Raw genomic sequence first — 18,002 nt, 5'->3', positions numbered from 1 at the left:
CCCGTTTTTAGATTGTTTTCAATTGATTGATAATGAAAGGATTCGCTTGCAAAAGCAGGAGCAATTTTCGAGGTGCTCCGGTAGGCTGACGGCGTTTGGTTTCCCAGCTTTTGACCAGGTCATAACTTACCCCTACGGCGACAGCAAAATCTTGCTGACGTAAACCCGTTGCTTCACGGATCGCTTTTACATCGATCTCGCTAAAAGTATGGACGTGCTCTGGTTCAGGCGTTTCTTCACCCTTTTCGATGCGTACCATTTCTTCTGCGCTGGCAAGAAGATCAGCAAATAATTCATCTTTCATCTGTTTTCAATGTCTCCGTTGGCATTTCGACCATGGTGGAATTTGTGGAGCTTCAACATTAAAGCAGCTTCTCTGACAATAGTTTCAATGCCTTTCTTTGTTCTTCTGTTAAATCATCCTGTTCATTTTTAGGATAAATCAACGCCAGATAAATTCGGCCATTGCGTGTTACGTTGTAATAAATTATCCGAATGCCACCCCGTTTCCCCATTCCAGAACGGTTCCAGCGAATTTTTCTAAAACTGCCTGTGCCTGCGATAATGTCACCGGCAGTGGGATCTTGAATGAGTAGTTCCTGAAAAGCCCGGAACTCATCATCAGGTAACAATAACTGGCGGCGTTTGCTAAATCCTTGTAGTTCAATAAAGGTGAACATAATGCATCCTGCGGTCTATTGATTATTATAAGTGTACCGTGTACATATTGATAGCTAATCAGATATAAAAAAACCCCTTATCCGTTTGGATAAGGGGTCAATGAGATATCAGCTGATTACAGCTTCGGACCTGCCGCTACCAGCGCAGCACCCGCTGGGGTGTCAGTGTATTTATCGAAGTTGTCGATAAACAGTTTCGCCAGGGTTTCGGCTTTTTCCTGCCACTGTTCCGGGGAAGCGTAGGTGTTACGCGGATCGAGGATCTTCGTGTCTACGCCCGGCAGTTCGGTTGGGATCGCCAGGTTAAACATCGGCAGAGTGAAAGTTTCTGCGTTATCCAGCGAACCGTTGAGGATGGCGTCGATAATAGCGCGGGTATCTTTAATCGAGATACGTTTGCCAGTGCCGTTCCAGCCAGTGTTAACCAGATACGCCTGCGCACCTGCCGCTTGCATACGTTTTACCAGCACTTCTGCGTACTGAGTCGGATGCAGCGACAGGAACGCCGCGCCGAAGCAAGCGGAGAAGGTTGGTGTCGGTTCGGTGATGCCACGCTCAGTACCGGCCAGTTTGGCGGTGAAGCCAGAGAGGAAGTGGTACTGGGTTTGATCGGCAGTCAGACGAGAAACCGGCGGCAGCACACCAAAGGCGTCTGCGGTCAGGAAGATAACTTTCGTTGCGTGACCCGCTTTGGAAACCGGCTTAACGATGTTATCGATGTGATAGATCGGATAAGAAACGCGGGTGTTCTCGGTTTTTGAACCATCATCAAAGTCGATAGTGCCATCTTCACGCACGGTGACGTTTTCCAGCAACGCATCACGACGGATAGCGTTGTAGATTTCAGGTTCCGCTTCTTTCGACAGCTTGATAGTTTTTGCGTAGCAGCCGCCTTCGAAGTTAAACACGCCGTCATCGTCCCAGCCGTGTTCGTCATCGCCAATCAGGCGACGTTTCGGGTCGGTGGAAAGGGTGGTTTTACCGGTGCCGGAAAGGCCGAAGAACACCGCAACATCGCCTTTCTCACCAACGTTGGCGGAGCAGTGCATAGAAGCGATACCTTTCAGCGGCAGCAGGTAGTTCATCATCGAGAACATCCCTTTCTTCATTTCGCCGCCGTACCAGGTGCCGCCAATCAGCTGCATGCGCTCGGTCAGGTTAAACGCCACGAAGTTTTCGGAGTTCAGACCCTGTTCTTTCCACTGCGGGTTAGTGCACTTCGCGCCGTTCATAACGATAAAGTCTGGTTTGAAACCTGCCAGCTCTTCATCGCTCGGGCGAATAAACATGTTTTTGACAAAATGCGCCTGCCAGGCCACTTCGGTGATGAAACGGACGGAAAGACGAGTATCCGGGTTCGCACCACAGAAAGCGTCGACAACGAACAGACGTTTGCCGGAAAGCTGCCTGGTCACCAGGCCTTTCAGATGCTGCCAGGTTTCCGGAGAGAGAGGTTTGTTGTCGTTTTTACCTTTGCCTTTGTCTGCCCACCAGAAAGTATCGCGAGTGGTATCGTCACGGACGATATACTTATCTTTTGGTGAACGACCGGTGAAGATCCCGGTATCGACGGCAACGGCACCCAGATTAGTTAACACCCCGCGCTCATAACCTGTCAGGCTCGGATCGAGCTCTTCCTGATACAGCAGGTCGTAGCTTGGGTTGTAAACGATATCATGTACGTCACTGATACCATAAGCCTCGAGTTCTTGCGGGGTCAAACCATTGTTAACGCGCATTTCACTGCTCCTTAGCCAATATGTATTGCCTGAATAGTAAAGTCTTTTTGGGGGTGTTAACCGCGACAAGGCTCATAGATTTACGTATCTGGAGAAATTCATATTTGACAAAAAACTCCGTGATTCCTGTCACGAAACGGTTGCTATTATCGCAGAAATAGCATTTTAGGTGTGGAAAATGTTCTCAAAAGGTTAAATCTTGGTTTATATGGCGGGAATATTGTGAGTGGAATCGCATTCCTTAATGAAATTGATGCAAATTCAATCGGTAAAGTATCGATTCACCACGCTAACTTTTTTTGATTATTTTCTGAAAAAAGCAAAATACTACTGCCCGGATGCGATAATTAACCCACCTTTTGATTCTGGATAACCAACATGGATAACGTTGAACTTTCACCGGCAACACGCTGGGGGATGATTGCTACCGGATTACTTCAGGGGCTGGTTTGCTACCTGTTGATCGCCTGGCTTGCCGGAAAAAATCACAGTTGGATTGTTTATGGCGTGCCTGCGACCGTTGCGTTTTCATCCGTTTTACTCTTCTCCGTGATCTCTTTTAAACAGAAGCGCCTTTGGGGATGGCTGGCGCTGGTGTTTATTGCCACGCTGGGGATGAGCGGCTGGTTGAAGTGGCAAACTGATGGCATGAACCCCTGGAGAGCTGAAAAGGCGATTTGGGATTTTGGCTGCTATCTGCTGTTGATGGCAATGTTGTTGCTACCGTGGATACAACAAAGCCTTCGCATCCGCAATGACAGTAGCCGCTATCGCTATTTTTACCAGTCAGTATGGCATAACGTACTTATATTACTGGTGATTTTTCTCGCCAATGGCTTGACGTGGCTGGTGCTTTTACTGTGGGGTGAGTTGTTTAAACTTGTTGGCATCAAGTTTTTCAATACGCTCTTTTTTGCAACCGACTGGTTTATGTATCTTACATTAGGTCTGGTTACCGCACTGGCGGTGATTCTCGCGCGCACACAGTCACGTTTAATCGACTCTATTCAAAAGTTGTTCACGTTAATCGCCACGGGGTTGCTGCCGTTAGTATCATTGCTAACCCTGATGTTTATCATCACTCTGCCGTTTACGGGCCTGAGCGCGATTTCTCGCCACATCTCCGCCGCCGGGTTGCTGTTAACGCTGGCCTTTTTGCAATTGATCTTAATGGTTATTGTCCGCGATCCGCAAAAAGCGTCACTTCCCTGGACGGGGCCGTTGCGTTGCCTGATTAAAACCGCTTTGCTGGTTGCTCCGCTGTATGTGTTCGTCGCCGCCTGGGCGTTATGGCTGCGGGTCGCTCAGTACGGCTGGACTGTCGACCGCTTGCAGGGCGCGCTGGCGGTGCTGGTGTTACTGGTGTGGTCGCTGGGGTATTTTGTCAGTATCGTCTGGCGTAATGGGCAAAATCCCCTTGTTCTTCAGGGCAAAGTGAACCTTGCGGTTTCGTTATTGGTGTTGGTGATACTGGTGCTTCTTAATTCGCCGGTGCTGGACAGTATGCGTATTAGCGTGAACAGTCATATGGCGCGTTATCAGAGCGGCAAAAACACGCCAGACCAGGTAACTATCTACATGCTCGAACAGAGCGGTCGCTATGGACGTGCGGCGCTTGAGTCGCTGAAAAGCGATGCCGGGTTTATGAAAGACCCGAAACGCGCGCGGGATCTGCTGATGGCGTTAGATGGAGAGCAACATCTTCAGGAACAGGTATCGGAAAAAGTATTAGCCGAAAATGTGTTAATTGCCCCTGGTTCTGTTAAACCGGATGCGACATTCTGGTCGGCCTTAATCCAGGATCGCTATAACGTGATGACCTGTATTGAAAAAGACGCCTGCGTCCTGGTCGAGCAAGATCTGAATAGTGATGGTCAGGCGGAGCGGATCCTGTTTGCTTTTAATGATGACAGAGTCATTGTCTATGGCTTTGACTCAGACAGAAAAGAATGGGACGCGCTTGATATGAGTTTACTTCCGAACGAAATAACGAAAGAAAAATTACTCACAGCTGCGAAGGATGGAAAACTGGGGACGAGGCCGAAAGCGTGGCGCGATCTGACGGTAGATGGTGAAACGCTGGAAATAAACTTAAGTAAGTGACAACTCTTTTAACGGATACGACGCTGTATCTGACCAACAATAATTTGCGATTTATTTCACAGGCCTGGTAAGCGCAGCACATCAGGCCATTACGTCGTAAAATCCGGCAGAGCCCTCTCTGCCGGACATACTCATTAATGAACTTGCGGATCTGCCGGAGACGCGTTGTTGCGGATTTCAGCAATATCCATCGCATTGAACAGATAGTGGTTACCGCAGTAATCACAATGCATGTCAATTTCGCCATCTTCCGCCAGGATGCTATCAACTTCTTCATCAGGCAGCGTTTTCAGCGCATCGGCGCAACGTTCACGCGAGCAGGTGCATTTGAACTCCACATCCTGCGGATCGTAAACCGTCACCTCTTCTTCGTGATACAAACGCCACAACACTTCGTTTGCCGGTAAGGTCAGCAGTTCTTCGGTTTTGATGGTTTCGGTTAGCGTCGCCAGGTGGTCAAAGTCGTCCTGCTGGGCATTTTGCGCAGGCATTACCTGCAACAACATACCGCCTGCAGCCGGTTTGCCGTCTACGTCGCCGGTGCGAATAAACAGGCGCGTCGGCAGCTGTTCAGAACGCATAAAGTAATCTTCCAGGCAGGCCGCCAGGGTATCACCTTCCAGACCAACCACGCCCTGATAGCGTTCGCCTTCGCTCGGGGTAATGGTGATCACCACGTAACCATTGCCGACCAGCGTTTTCAGGTCGGCATTTTCTGGAATTTCGCCCTGCACGCGCGCCACACCGCGCATTTGCTGGTTATTGTTACCGTTAATAACCGCCAGATTCATCGGACCGTCGCCTTGCAGCTGTACGGTGATATCACCATCAAACTTCAGCGTAGCGGTTAACAGGCTGGTCGCAACCAGCAGTTCTGCCAGCACGTTTTTAACGGGCTGCGGATAATCGTGGTTCTCAAGGATCTGTTGCAGGGTTTCCGAAACGGTTACCAGTTCGCCGCGAACGGCAAAATTTTCAAACAGATAGCGATGTAATTGGTCATGTTGCGGCATAATCATCTCTCTTGCAGGTGACAGTTATTCACTGTCGCCGTGTTTAAATCGTAACAGGTCGCGGCGCTCTTTTTTGTCCGGGCGTCGGTCCGGGTGCGGCATGGTTAAGGCATTAAGTTTACGTGCCATCGCCATTTTTTCGCGTTTCTCTACACTTTCCGCAGTCTCTTCATACAGCAAGGCTGCCTCGCTGGCGGGGCGACGCTGTTCAGTAATCGCCTTTACAATCACCGTGCGTTCGTCATTTCCCTGGCGCAGAGTGAGCGTGGCATTCAGCTCGACGATTTTGCTCGGCTTGCTGCGCTGCCCGTTGTAATGCACCTTACCGCCTTCAATCATTTCACGGGCCAGCGCGCGGGTTTTATAAAAACGGGCAGCCCATAGCCATTTATCCAGTCGAACCTCAACAGCAGGTTTTTCTTTCATGGCGTCTCCTTCACATTAGCGAGGGGATCAGGCGGCGGTAGTCATTCAGTGACGGATGGCGTTGATACTGTTTCTCGGCAATCCCGGAATCAGGATTAGTCACGCCGAGGCAGTAACGAATACCAAATTGCGCGGCAGCATCGAGAATCGCTTCGCTGTCATCAATAAACAGCGTTCTTTCAGCTTTCAGACCCGTAGCTTCGGCCACCGCATGCCATAACCGCTGATCCTCTTTCGGATAACCAAATGTGTGGGTGGAAAGTAATAAATCAAGGTGTGCGTCCAGACCGGTATGCTCAAGTTTTACCGCCAGGTTGTGCGGATGCGCATTGGTGAGCAAAATTCGCTGCTTACCGCTGGCTTTCAGTGCCTCAAGAAACGGAATGGTATCTTCACGCAGTACGGCACGCGGTCCCATCTCGGTGGTCATCGCACAGATATCCAGACCCAGTTGCTCACTCCAGTAATCAAGACAGTACCAGTTTAGCGTATGCTGTACGTCGTGATATTGCTGGCGCATATATTCCATCGCTTCCTGTGGCGTAACCCCGTTTTTCGCGCCCCATGTTTCAGGCACCAGCTTTTGCCAGAAATAGTTATCGAAGGCGAGGTCGAGCAATGTGCCGTCCATATCCAGCAGAACGGTATCTACGTCCTGCCAGGCAATGTTGATATGCATGAGGGAAATCTCCAGAGTGAAGCAATTTGCGCGACAGGGTAGCATAACCTGCCGCGCAAACGTGTTATTCGATAAGGCTTTCTGAAGGGGTGATCAGTTGCGGGTTCAGGCAGCTTTCATAATAGGCCTGAATCTCCATCATGCGAGTGCGATGACGCTGGTAACGACGCCAGGCCTGTACGCCATTGTAAATGGCGCTACCCAGCATCGTCAGTAGCAGCAATGTGGTGCTGAGATAGCGCCACAGGCCGGAACGATCCGGGATCGGATGAAGGCCAATATGCTGCGTACCATTGGCGTCAGTGAAGATTTTTGTGACGATACCTTCGGCGTTAAACGGCGTATGCATCAGCATTTGTGCCAGTTTCTGGAAAGCGTTCCACTGTTCTTGCGGCGGGTAGTCGTAAAGTGATGCCGAAGGCCAGGGCTGATCAACAAAATCGCTGCCTTCGTCGCTGACAATCAGGAATCCGCCGGGGGCCGGACTGTTTAGTGATTGTGCCGCTCGCGCCGTTTCATGCGTGATAAACGGCGCGGTGGAGGTTGCCACCAGGTTATCCAGCGATTCCGCACTCACCGGGCGTAATAACACATTCACGCCATCGAGCTTCCCGGCGTTGGCGCGTTTTACCAGCGCGTCCCAGTCTTTACTGTTGCCGAGATTGACCAGCGCATTTTTCAGTCGCACACAGTCATCTTTGGCAGAACATAAATCCGCTGTCTTCAGTACAATGTCGCCAAAATCATCAAGCAATACCATGCCGGATTTTTGAATCGCTGAACGTAATGAGGCACTGACGCGAGATTCATCTTCCGGTTTAGGGTGCAGCTGGCGATTAACTGCTTCAGTCAATGCCGTCGCTTTGTTGACCAGTTCAGATTCTGGTAATGGTAATGAGCGGGCGTCATTCCAGATGATCTGCGAGCAGTCAAACGGTAAAAAAGGTGAATTGGTTTTCGCGCTCCAGGTTCCGGAAGTGCGAATATTACACATTCCCGTACCGCTAATACGCAATGTATCGCCTACCCGCACGCCAGCGTCAGCCAGTTGTTTTACGCTGGTGGCTTCAATGGTCTGCGCGCCTTTCATCCATGAGAGAGTGAATTTCAGCGGCATATCCAGCGGGATCCAGAATAACAGCATAAACAGCACCAGCAGCGAGCCCGCAGCGATAATCGTACTGCGCAGCCAGTGCTGTAACGGAAAGTTTTTTACTTCATCATGCAGCGAAAGATATCGCCCCTGACGCACTACGTGGCGGTCGAGATAGATATCAATATCGGTTTGTTGACCGAGATCCTGAGCAATGTATGGCTGCCAGTGTGCGGGATAGACCAGGTCGATAATACCGAGTGAAATATTGTTGATCTGTTCCTGATCGTTTTCGCCAAACAATCCCCAACGACGGGGTGTACCGCGCAGACAATGAATTTCTCGCAGGGAGGATTTTGCCGGGGGCGCGAATAGCCCCCACAGACCTGCGCCCAGCAGCAGTAATGCGCCGCCTGCCAGCCACGGAACAAATACATCCGGGGTAATCAGGCAGAAAAAGAACATCAGGAAGGAGGCGACGATCAGCAACGCTTCACGCAGCCCGCGCGGACGACTCAGCGCATATTCTTCATGCGTTTCTTTGCGAATATTGAGTAGCTCGATTTGCTCACTCTCTTCCCCGCGAATCGACGCCTGCGTGGACGGAACAGGTTGCAAGGCATAGCCGCGCGTTTCCTGCATGTACTCCTGCAGCGTATGACCGTTGAGTGAAATAACCAGCGGCAGCGAATCGGTATAAATCAGTTCAACGGTATTCTCATCGTTGATGTATTGTTCCCAGAAAGGGGGCAGGTGGACTTCTACCGAATCGAGGTAGTAACGCCATTTATTCGGATCGTCGGTAGAGATGCCGTAACGCGTGATAGCGTGTGTCAGCATCATGACGTTGTTGCTTTCGGCATTCAGCGCCAGAGAGATCGGTGCCGCGCTAGCTCCCGTTGGGCCAGGCACCTGTAATACCTGCGTCAGGCTCTCAAGATAATTTTCAACGGCGCTACGTTCTTCAGGTGTGAGTTTACGCGTTTGCGCATCCGCGAAGGCGTTGGTCCAGGGCAGCTGACGCCGTCTGGATCGCACTTTTATCAGCCATCCCGCAAGTAGTGAGCAGGCCAGCAAAGCAGCTAAAAAAATCACAATGGTGCTCATGCTTTCCCCATCTTACTTAGTCTGTCAGGCGTGGTCAGTCGCACCAGACACAATACATGATTCTGCGGTTGGCTATCGGCAAGCGTGGAGTTTAACTTGAGCATCATTAAGCACATCACAGTAACCGCTGATCATAGCAAACCCTCTGAAGGCGGAATATCAGCAAATTCCTGGAGTTATTTCAACCTATTGACTTTTAATTTGATTTGAGGACGATTATTTATTAAGTTACATAAATGTAAATAACATGCAATTCACATTGCCGAAAGCGTGTCCGATATCGCACAATAACCGCTGATTTCACAGCATAGATCCCACGATGAGCAAATCATTACAAAAACCCACCATTCTGAATGTTGAAACTGTAGCCCGTTCCCGACTGTTTACCGTCGAGAGCGTGGATCTGGAGTTCAGCAATGGCGTGCGGCGTGTTTATGAACGAATGCGTCCAACCAACCGGGAAGCAGTGATGATTGTGCCGATTGTGGACGATCACCTGATCCTGATCCGCGAATACGCAGTGGGAACTGAATCCTACGAATTAGGTTTTTCGAAAGGTTTAATTGATCCGGGTGAAAGCGTCTACGAAGCCGCTAACCGCGAGCTAAAAGAAGAGGTTGGATTTGGTGCGAACGATCTGACTTTTTTGAAGAAGCTCAGCATGGCACCGTCTTATTTTTCCAGCAAAATGAATATCGTGGTAGCGCAAGATCTCTACCCGGAATCGCTGGAAGGCGATGAGCCAGAGCCGCTACCACAGGTGCGCTGGCCGCTGGCGCATATGATGGATTTGCTGGAAGACCCTGACTTCAACGAAGCGCGTAATGTCAGCGCGCTGTTCCTCGTGCGTGAATGGTTGAAAGGGCAGGGGCGAGTGTAAATGCGTAAAGTTCGCCTGATGCATAATGCTTATCAGGCTTACGAAGTTTCTGCAATATATTGATTTTTCTAGATGTTGCTAGACGGGTAAAGTGTTCACGCCGTATCCGGTATAAACAAAGTGCACTTTGTCAGCAAACTGAAAAAGGCGCCGAAGCGCCTTTTTAATCAGAACAATTCCTGTGCTTCGCCATTATCGATAATGGTCGTACCCACCTCGTGCACCGCTTGTTGTGTCGGCTGCGTACCTTCGATGAAATACTCTTCGCGGCTGTTGCCACCATTAGCTAACTGCCCGGTGCTGCGATCGATTTTCACCGTCACAATACCTGGCGGCGGCGTCAGCGGCTGCTCCGGCACACCTTCAAGAACGGCTTTCATATAAGCGTCCCATGCAGGCTGGGCGCTCTTGGCACCGCCTTCGTAACCTGATATCTGATCTTTAATCGCTCCGGAAGCCGTTGTATGACCGAGATTACGACGGTGATCATCAAAGCCAATCCAGACCGAGGTCACAACGCCCGGACCGTAACCCGAGAACCACGCATCTTTCGAACTGTTAGTGGTACCGGTTTTCCCGCCGATATCGCGACGCTGCAAATCACGACCTGCACGCCAGCCGGTACCCTGCCAGCCTGGCTCACCAAAGATATTGGTGTTCAAAGCACTCTTAATCAGGAATGCCAGCGGAGTGTTGATGACGTGCGGTGCGTACTCCTGCGCGCCAGTCTTCGCCACTAACGCCTGATTTGCCTGCTCCAGCTGCGGCATTGGTACAGAAACATTCTGCTGCTCGCGGGAGATAGCGACATCTTCAACATCGTTATTTTCCAGCACGTTCGATTTCTGCGTATCACCGTAAATCACTGGAATATCGCATTCCGGGCAGGCTACTTTCGGTTTCGCTTCGAAAATCACGCCGCCCTGATCGTTTTCAATTTTGCTGATAAACCACGGGTCCACCAGGAAGCCACCGTTCGCCATGACCGCGTAGCCGCGCGCCACCTGCATTGGGGTGAAGGACGCTGAACCCAGCGCCAGCGATTCGGTGTGGACAATGTTTTGCGCCGGGAAGCCGAAGCGTTGCAGATATTCTGCAGCGTAGTCGACGCCCATCGCCCGCATTGCGCGTACCATCACCACGTTTTTCGACTGACCCAGCCCCTGACGTAAGCGAATTGGACCAGCATACTGCGGTGGTGAGTTCTTCGGCTGCCAGTCAGAACCGGCACCTGCATCCCAGCGAGAAATTGGCACATCGTTCAACATACTTGCCAGCGTCAGACCTTTATCCATCGCCGCGGTGTAGAGGAACGGTTTGATGTTGGAACCCACCTGACGCAGTGCCTGGGTGGCGCGGTTAAACTTGCTCTGATTGAAATCAAAGCCACCGACCAGCGCCATAACGGCACCGTTTTGCGGATTGATCGACACCAGCGCCGAGTTCACTTCCGGCACTTGTGCCAGCCACCATGCATCGCCAACCTGACGAACCCAGATTTGCTGACCCGTTTGCAGAACATCGGTCACTTTACGCGGCGTCGGTCCTTGCTGAGTATCCGAACGGTAAGGACGCGCCCAGCGAACGCCTTCCATACTCAATGCGACGGTCGACCCGTCCGCCAGCATCGCCGTCGCTTGCTGAGGATTGGCGCTGGTGACTGCGGCAGGCAGCAGCGGACCATAGGTTGGCAGCGCCTTCAGCGTATCGGTAATCTTGTTGTTATCCCACGCCGACTCGCCCACTTTCCACAGCACATTTGCCGGGCCGCGATAGCCGTGGCGCATGTCGTAGTCCAGCACGTTATTACGTACCGCCTGCTGTGCGGCCTGCTGCACTTTGCGGGTGATGGTGGTGTAAATGCGATAACCGTCTTCATAGGCACTTTCGCCATAACGGTTATACATCTCCTGGCGCACCATTTCGCTCAGGTACGGCGCAGAGAAAGCAATCTCCGGCGCGTGATAGTTAGCGTTAATCGCCTCAGTGCGTGTCTGATCGAACTGTTGTTGGGTGATATACCCTTCATCCAGCATCCGCGACAGTACGACGTTACGCCGCGCGACGGCACGATCCATTGAGTAGAGCGGATTAAAGGTGGAAGGCGCTTTCGGCAGCCCGGCGATCACAGCCATTTCGTTCAGCGTCAGTTGGTCGACCGTTTTACCGAAATAGACTTGTGCCGCAGCACCGACACCATAGGCGCGGTAACCGAGGTAAATCTTGTTCAGATAAAGCTCGAGGATCTCGTCTTTCGTCAGCAACTGTTCAATGCGAATCGCGAGGAAGACTTCCTTAATCTTACGCATCAGCGTGCGTTCTGGACTGAGGAAGAAATTTCTCGCCAGCTGCTGGGTAATGGTACTCGCCCCTTGTGACGCGTGGCCGGAGAACAGCGCCACACTTGCCGCACGGAAGATCCCCACCGGGTCAACGCCGTGATGCTCGTAGAAGCGGCTGTCTTCCGTCGCGATAAAGGCTTTCACCATCTCCGGTGGGATTTGATCCAACGTAACCGGAATACGACGTTTCTCACCGTATTGAGCAATCAGCTCGCCATCGGCGCTGTAAATCTGCATCGGAATTTGCAGGCGAACATCTTTTAATGTCGCCACATCCGGCAGTTGTGGCTCGATGTAGCGGTATAGGCCATAAATCGAGCCTGCTCCCAGCAGAATGCAACAGACTGCAAGGATCAAAAAATACTTTACGAACTTCACTGGAAATTTCCCATTTAGTTTCATTTGGGCAGTTTATAAACAAACGCGCGGTAGTATAAAGGCAAGCCAGACGCATTGATATACCCGTCAGAGTGACGGGTGATAAGGAGATCATCACAATGGCATTTAAGATCTGGCAAATTGGTTTGCATTTACAACAGCAAGAAGCGGTAGCGGTTGCGATCGTGCGGGGAGCAAAAGAATGCTTTTTGCAACGCTGGTGGCGGTTGCCGCTGGAGAACGACATTATCAAAGATGGGCGGATTGTTGATGCGCAGCAGCTGGCTAAAACGTTGTTACCGTGGAGTCGCGAACTGCCGCAGCGTCATCACATTATGTTGGCGTTTCCCGCCAGTCGCACATTACAGCGGTCATTTCCGCGCCCGTCGATGTCCCTTGGTGAGCGGGAGCAAACGGCCTGGCTGTCAGGGACGATGGCCCGCGAGCTGGATATGGATCCGGACTCCCTGCGCTTCGATTACAGCGAAGACTCACTCAGCCCCGCCTATAACGTGACTGCCGCGCAAAGCAAAGAGCTGGCAACGCTACTTACTCTGGCAGAAAGGTTGCGTGTTCATGTGAGCGCGATCACCCCGGATGCCAGTGCATTACAGCAATTCCTGCCTTTTTTACCTTCTCATCAGCAATGTCTGGCCTGGCGTGATAACGAACAGTGGCTGTGGGCGACACGCTGTCGCTGGGGGCGCAAACTGGCGGTGGGGATGACTAGCGCGAAGGAGCTGGCGGCAGCGTTATCCGTTGATCCCGAAAGCGTCGCGATATGTGGCGAAGGGGGATTTGATCCCTGGGAGGCCGTTTCTGTTCGTCAGCCGCCGCTACCGCCGCCAGGTGGAGACTTTGCCATCGCGCTGGGGCTGGCGCTTGGGAAGGCGTACTGATGAACCCGCCAATTAATTTTTTGCCCTGGCGACAGCAACGCCGGACCGCTTTTCTGCGTTTCTGGTTGCTGATGTTCGTTGCGCCTCTGCTGCTGGCCGTCGGGATAACGCTAATACTGCGTCTGACAGGCAGCGCCGAAGCGCGCATAGACGCAGTTTTGCTTCAGGCGGAACAACAACTCGCCCGCAGCTTACAGATAACGAAGCCACGTTTGCTGGAGCAACAGCAGTTACGCGAACAGCGTTCGCAACGGCAGCGCCAGCGATAATTTACCCGCGACTGGCAATCTGCGCTGGAAGCACTGGCGGCGCTTTTACCCGAGCACGCCTGGCTGACAACGATAAGCTGGCAGCAGGGAACGCTGGAGATCAAGGGGCTGACAACAAGCATTACCGCGTTAAACGCACTAGAAACGTCACTCCGCCAGGATGCGTCTTTTCATCTCAATCAGCGGGGAGCCACGCAGCAGGATGCGCAGGGACGCTGGCAATTTGAGTATCAGTTAACAAGGAAGGTTAGCGATGAACATGTTCTTTGACTGGTGGTTCGCCACATCACCCCGCCTCCGCCAGCTTTGCTGGGCATTCTGGTTGCTGATGTTAGTTACGCTCATTTTTCTATCATCGACACACCATGAAGAGCGCGACGCATTAATTCGACTACGGGCAAGTCATCACCAGCAGTGGGCCGCACTGTATCGCCTGGTAGACACCACTCCCTTCAGCGAGGAAAAAACGCTGCCCTTTTCGCCACTGGATTTTCAGTTATCCGGCGCGCAACTGGTTTCCTGGCATCCATCCGCGCAGGGAGGCGAGTTGGCGTTGAAAACGCTGTGGGAAGCAGTGCCGTCGGCATTTACACGGCTGGCAGAGCGCAACGTCAGCGTGAGCCGTTTTTCGTTAAGCGTGGAAGGTGATGATCTTTTGTTCACGCTACAACTGGAGACGCCGCATGAGGGTTAAACGCTGGTTGTTGGCAGGTATTGCATTGTGCCTTTTAACCGGTATGCGTGACCCTTTTAAACCGCCGGAAGATCTATGCCGGATTAGCGAACTTAGCCAGTGGCGCTATCAGGGGATGGTAGGGCGAGGCGAGCGCATCATCGGTGTAATAAAAGACGGGCAAAAGAAATGGCGACGGGTGCAGCAAAACGATGTGCTGGAAAACGGCTGGACAATTTTACAGCTGACGCCAGACGTACTAACGCTGGGTACCGGGACAAACTGCGAACCGCCACAATGGTTGTGGCAACGGCAAGGAGATACAAATGAAGCAATGGATAGCCGCACTACTGTTGATGCTGATACCCGGCGTACAGGCGGCAAAGCCGCAAAAAGTGACGCTGATGGTGGATGACGTTCCGGTGGCTCAGGTGTTGCAGGCGCTGGCTGAACAGGAGAAGTTGAACCTGGTCGTGTCGCCAGACGTCAGCGGTACGGTGTCGTTACATCTAACAGATGTTCCCTGGAAGCAGGCACTACAAACTGTAGTGAAAAGCGCCGGGCTGATAACGCGCCAGGAGGGCAACATTCTCTCAGTGCATTCTATTGCCTGGCAGAATGACAATATCGCCCGCCAGGAGGCGGAGCAGGCGCGGGCGCAGGCAAATCTGCCGCTGGAAAATCGCAGTATAACCCTGCAATACGCCGACGCGGGAGAACTGGCGAAAGCGGGGGAGAAGCTACTGAGTGCCAAAGGGAGTATGACCGTCGATAAACGCACCAATCGCCTTTTGCTACGAGATAACAAAACGGCGTTAAGCGCGCTTGAACAGTGGGTAGCGCAAATGGATCTTCCGGTCGGGCAGGTTGAGCTGTCGGCGCATATTGTCACCATTAATGAAAAAAGTTTGCGTGAGTTAGGCGTGAAATGGACGCTGGCCGATGCGCAACACGCTGGTGGTGTTGGGCAAGTCACCACGCTTGGTAGCGACCTCTCCGTAGCGACGGCGACAACGCATGTCGGTTTTAACATTGGGCGCATCAACGGACGCTTGCTGGATCTTGAGCTTTCCGCGCTCGAACAAAAACAGCAGCTGGATATTATCGCCAGTCCGCGTCTGCTGGCCTCACATCTTCAGCCTGCCAGCATTAAACAGGGGAGCGAAATTCCATATCAGGTTTCCAGCGGGGAAAGTGGCGCGACGTCGGTGGAATTTAAAGAGGCCGTCCTGGGGATGGAGGTCACGCCCACGGTGTTACAAAAAGGTCGCATCCGGCTGAAATTACACATCAGCCAGAACGTTCCGGGGCAGGTGCTACAGCAGGCCGATGGCGAAGTGCTGGCGATTGATAAGCAGGAGATCGAAACGCAGGTCGAGGTCAAAAGCGGAGAAACGTTGGCGCTGGGCGGCATTTTTACCCGTAAAAATAAATCGGGTCAGGATAGCGTACCGTTGCTTGGCGACATTCCCTGGTTCGGGCAATTATTTCGTCATGACGGAAAAGAAGATGAACGACGCGAGTTAGTGGTGTTTATCACGCCACGACTGGTTTCCAGTGAGTAAACAGCCGTAAAAGCGGTAATGTTTTTATGCTGAACGTGTTTCATCTATTTGACGCGCGCAGGTATTTAGCATACAAGGAGTACCGATTTGAGAGTTGGTGCTCTTCGCTGCCTGCGTTCCATGATGATGATTTATCATTCAGGCGGCATTTTGCTGTCTTTTTTACGCTAATCTTACCCGGTGATTTATCGCCAGAGCGGTGGTAGCAAGGCAGCGCGCTTGCAGCGACCAGATATGCAGAGGGATGGGTGATTTATTCAGTTGCCAAACCCGCTGGAGTATTGAGATAATTTTCAGTCTGACTCTCGCAATATCTTATGAGGTTTCAGTTCATGTCCTGCGGCGCTCTCTGAGCGAAGCGGGTTTATCATTAACGAATAGTCTTAGTAGTACCGAAAAAATGGCAGAGAAACGCAATATCTTTCTGGTTGGGCCTATGGGTGCCGGAAAAAGCACTATTGGGCGCCAGTTAGCTCAACAACTCAATATGGAATTTTACGATTCCGATCAAGAGATTGAGAAACGAACCGGAGCTGATGTGGGCTGGGTTTTCGATTTAGAAGGCGAAGAAGGCTTCCGCGATCGCGAAGAAAAGGTCATCAATGAGTTGACCGAGAAACAGGGTATTGTGCTGGCTACTGGCGGCGGCTCTGTGAAATCCCGTGAAACGCGTAACCGTCTTTCCGCTCGTGGCGTTGTCGTTTATCTTGAAACGACCATCGAAAAGCAACTTGCACGCACGCAGCGTGATAAAAAACGCCCGTTGCTGCACGTTGAAACACCGCCGCGTGAAGTTCTGGAAGCGTTGGCCAATGAACGCAATCCGCTGTATGAAGAGATTGCCGACGTGACCATTCGTACTGATGATCAAAGCGCTAAAGTGGTTGCAAACCAGATTATTCACATGCTGGAAAGCAACTAATTCTGGCTTTATATACACTCGTCTGCGGGTACAGTAATTAAGGTGGATGTCGCGTTATGGAGAGGATTGTCGTTACTCTCGGGGAACGTAGTTACCCAATTACCATCGCATCTGGTTTGTTTAATGAACCAGCTTCATTCTTACCGCTGAAATCGGGCGAGCAGGTCATGTTGGTCACCAACGAAACCCTGGCTCCTCTGTATCTCGATAAGGTCCGCGGCGTACTTGAACAGGCGGGTGTTAACGTCGATAGCGTTATCCTCCCTGACGGCGAGCAGTATAAAAGCCTGGCTGTACTCGATACCGTCTTTACGGCGTTGTTACAAAAGCCGCATGGTCGCGATACTACGCTGGTGGCGCTTGGCGGCGGCGTAGTGGGCGATCTGACCGGCTTCGCGGCGGCGAGTTATCAGCGCGGTGTTCGTTTCATTCAAGTCCCGACGACGTTACTGTCGCAGGTCGATTCCTCCGTTGGCGGCAAAACTGCGGTCAACCATCCCCTCGGTAAAAACATGATTGGCGCGTTCTACCAGCCTGCTTCAGTGGTGGTGGATCTCGACTGTCTGAAAACGCTTCCCCCGCGTGAGTTAGCGTCGGGGCTGGCAGAAGTCATCAAATACGGCATTATTCTTGACGGTGCGTTTTTTAACTGGCTGGAAGAGAATCTGGATGCGTTGTTGCGTCTGGACGGTCCGGCAATGGCGTACTGTATTCGCCGTTGTTGTGAACTGAAGGCAGAAGTTGTCGCCGCCGACGAGCGCGAAACCGGGTTACGTGCTTTACTGAATCTGGGACACACCTTTGGTCATGCCATTGAAGCTGAAATGGGGTATGGCAATTGGTTACATGGTGAAGCGGTCGCTGCGGGTATGGTGATGGCGGCGCGGACGTCGGAACGTCTCGGGCAGTTTAGTTCTGCCGAAACGCAGCGTATTATAACCCTGCTCAAGCGGGCTGGGTTACCGGTCAATGGGCCGCGCGAAATGTCCGCGCAGGCGTATTTACCGCATATGCTGCGTGACAAGAAAGTCCTTGCGGGAGAGATACGCTTAATTCTTCCGTTGGCAATTGGTAAGAGTGAAGTTCGCAGCGGCGTTTCGCACGAGCTTGTTCTTAACGCCATTGCCGATTGTCAATCAGCGTAACAACAAGAAAGGTCAGGCCGCTTATCAAGCGGTCTATTAGCTTCAGGTTAATTGCAACGTGGTAAGCATTAACCTTTTAGTGGGGTGTT

General features: G+C 51.8%; 16 protein-coding genes and 1 pseudogene. 9 read left to right on the top strand and 8 right to left on the bottom strand.

The annotated features are described in order from the left end of the window. Positions 1–7 precede the first annotated feature (7 nt). The 3 genes from nadS to pckA all read right to left on the bottom strand — a co-directional run bounded on the left by nadS (position 8) and on the right by pckA (position 2,419). Positions 8–304 (bottom strand): NadS family protein, encoded by a 297-nt coding sequence (gene nadS / locus ACJHXA_RS07110; RefSeq protein WP_000650976.1) that lies wholly within the window; start codon positions 302–304, stop codon positions 8–10. Positions 305–362: 58 nt separating this feature from the next. Beyond that, positions 363–680: a type II toxin-antitoxin system RelE/ParE family toxin gene (locus ACJHXA_RS07105; RefSeq protein WP_000493756.1), complete on the bottom strand. Its 318-nt coding sequence runs from the start codon at positions 678–680 to the stop codon at positions 363–365. Positions 681–796: 116 nt separating this feature from the next. Continuing rightward, complete coding sequence (gene pckA, locus ACJHXA_RS07100) at positions 797–2,419, bottom strand: phosphoenolpyruvate carboxykinase (ATP) (protein WP_001265681.1); 1,623 nt, start codon at positions 2,417–2,419, stop codon at positions 797–799. Between the two features lie 378 nt (positions 2,420–2,797). On the opposite strand from pckA, the gene ACJHXA_RS07095 reads away from it, so the two are divergent. After that, the gene (locus tag ACJHXA_RS07095) at positions 2,798–4,522 is read left to right on the top strand and encodes a DUF4153 domain-containing protein (protein WP_000370803.1); all 1,725 of its coding nucleotides are present in this window, start codon (positions 2,798–2,800) and stop codon (positions 4,520–4,522) included. 134 nt (positions 4,523–4,656) lie between these two features. Here ACJHXA_RS07095 and hslO read toward each other — a convergent pair whose 3' ends face one another. The 4 genes from hslO to igaA form a co-directional block, all read right to left on the bottom strand. Further along, the gene (hslO, locus tag ACJHXA_RS07090; protein WP_001135574.1) at positions 4,657–5,535 is read right to left on the bottom strand and encodes an Hsp33 family molecular chaperone HslO; all 879 of its coding nucleotides are present in this window, start codon (positions 5,533–5,535) and stop codon (positions 4,657–4,659) included. A 24-nt stretch (positions 5,536–5,559) separates the two neighbouring features. Further along, positions 5,560–5,961, bottom strand: a complete 402-nt coding sequence (gene hslR / locus ACJHXA_RS07085; protein ID WP_000660485.1) for a ribosome-associated heat shock protein Hsp15 — start codon at positions 5,959–5,961, stop codon at positions 5,560–5,562. Positions 5,962–5,971: 10 nt separating this feature from the next. Continuing rightward, positions 5,972–6,640, bottom strand: a complete 669-nt coding sequence (yrfG, locus tag ACJHXA_RS07080; RefSeq protein ID WP_001295168.1) for a GMP/IMP nucleotidase — start codon at positions 6,638–6,640, stop codon at positions 5,972–5,974. A 64-nt stretch (positions 6,641–6,704) separates the two neighbouring features. Further along, complete coding sequence (gene igaA / locus ACJHXA_RS07075; RefSeq protein WP_000104549.1) at positions 6,705–8,840, bottom strand: intracellular growth attenuator protein IgaA; 2,136 nt, start codon at positions 8,838–8,840, stop codon at positions 6,705–6,707. A 319-nt stretch (positions 8,841–9,159) separates the two neighbouring features. On the opposite strand from igaA, the gene nudE reads away from it, so the two are divergent. Further along, positions 9,160–9,720, top strand: a complete 561-nt coding sequence (gene nudE, locus ACJHXA_RS07070; RefSeq protein ID WP_000045744.1) for an ADP compounds hydrolase NudE — start codon at positions 9,160–9,162, stop codon at positions 9,718–9,720. A gap of 167 nt (positions 9,721–9,887) precedes the next feature. Here the strand turns inward: nudE and mrcA are convergent, their stop codons facing one another. Then, positions 9,888–12,440, bottom strand: a complete 2,553-nt coding sequence (gene mrcA, locus ACJHXA_RS07065; protein ID WP_001367029.1) for a peptidoglycan glycosyltransferase/peptidoglycan DD-transpeptidase MrcA — start codon at positions 12,438–12,440, stop codon at positions 9,888–9,890. Between the two features lie 119 nt (positions 12,441–12,559). Between mrcA and hofM the strand changes: the two genes are divergently transcribed. The 7 genes and pseudogenes from hofM (at position 12,560) to aroB (ending at position 17,913) form a co-directional block, all read left to right on the top strand. After that, entirely contained in the window at positions 12,560–13,339 is a 780-nt protein-coding gene (gene hofM, locus ACJHXA_RS07060; protein WP_001315880.1) for a DNA utilization protein HofM, read from the top strand. Continuing rightward, positions 13,339–13,878, top strand: a pseudogene (gene hofN, locus ACJHXA_RS07055) (DNA utilization protein HofN). Before hofM ends, hofN begins: the two are co-directional and overlap by 1 nt. Next, entirely contained in the window at positions 13,862–14,302 is a 441-nt protein-coding gene (gene hofO / locus ACJHXA_RS07050) for a DNA utilization protein HofO (RefSeq protein WP_001055760.1), read from the top strand. Before hofN ends, hofO begins: the two are co-directional and overlap by 17 nt. Further along, the gene (gene hofP, locus ACJHXA_RS07045; RefSeq protein WP_001264141.1) at positions 14,292–14,696 is read left to right on the top strand and encodes a DNA utilization protein HofP; all 405 of its coding nucleotides are present in this window, start codon (positions 14,292–14,294) and stop codon (positions 14,694–14,696) included. Before hofO ends, hofP begins: the two co-directional genes overlap by 11 nt. Continuing rightward, positions 14,608–15,846 (top strand): DNA uptake porin HofQ, encoded by a 1,239-nt coding sequence (gene hofQ / locus ACJHXA_RS07040; RefSeq protein ID WP_000815976.1) that lies wholly within the window; start codon positions 14,608–14,610, stop codon positions 15,844–15,846. Before hofP ends, hofQ begins: the two co-directional genes overlap by 89 nt. A 400-nt stretch (positions 15,847–16,246) precedes the next feature. Then, positions 16,247–16,768: a shikimate kinase AroK gene (gene aroK / locus ACJHXA_RS07035; protein ID WP_000818618.1), complete on the top strand. Its 522-nt coding sequence runs from the start codon at positions 16,247–16,249 to the stop codon at positions 16,766–16,768. 56 nt (positions 16,769–16,824) lie between these two features. Further along, positions 16,825–17,913 (top strand): 3-dehydroquinate synthase, encoded by a 1,089-nt coding sequence (gene aroB, locus ACJHXA_RS07030; protein ID WP_000439846.1) that lies wholly within the window; start codon positions 16,825–16,827, stop codon positions 17,911–17,913. The last annotated feature ends 89 nt before the right edge of the window (positions 17,914–18,002 follow it).

It is taken from the genome of Escherichia sp. WS33 (assembly GCF_046486385.1).
GTDB lineage: Bacteria > Pseudomonadota > Gammaproteobacteria > Enterobacterales > Enterobacteriaceae > ECMA0423.
This window is presented reverse-complemented; position numbering and strand designations above follow the sequence as displayed.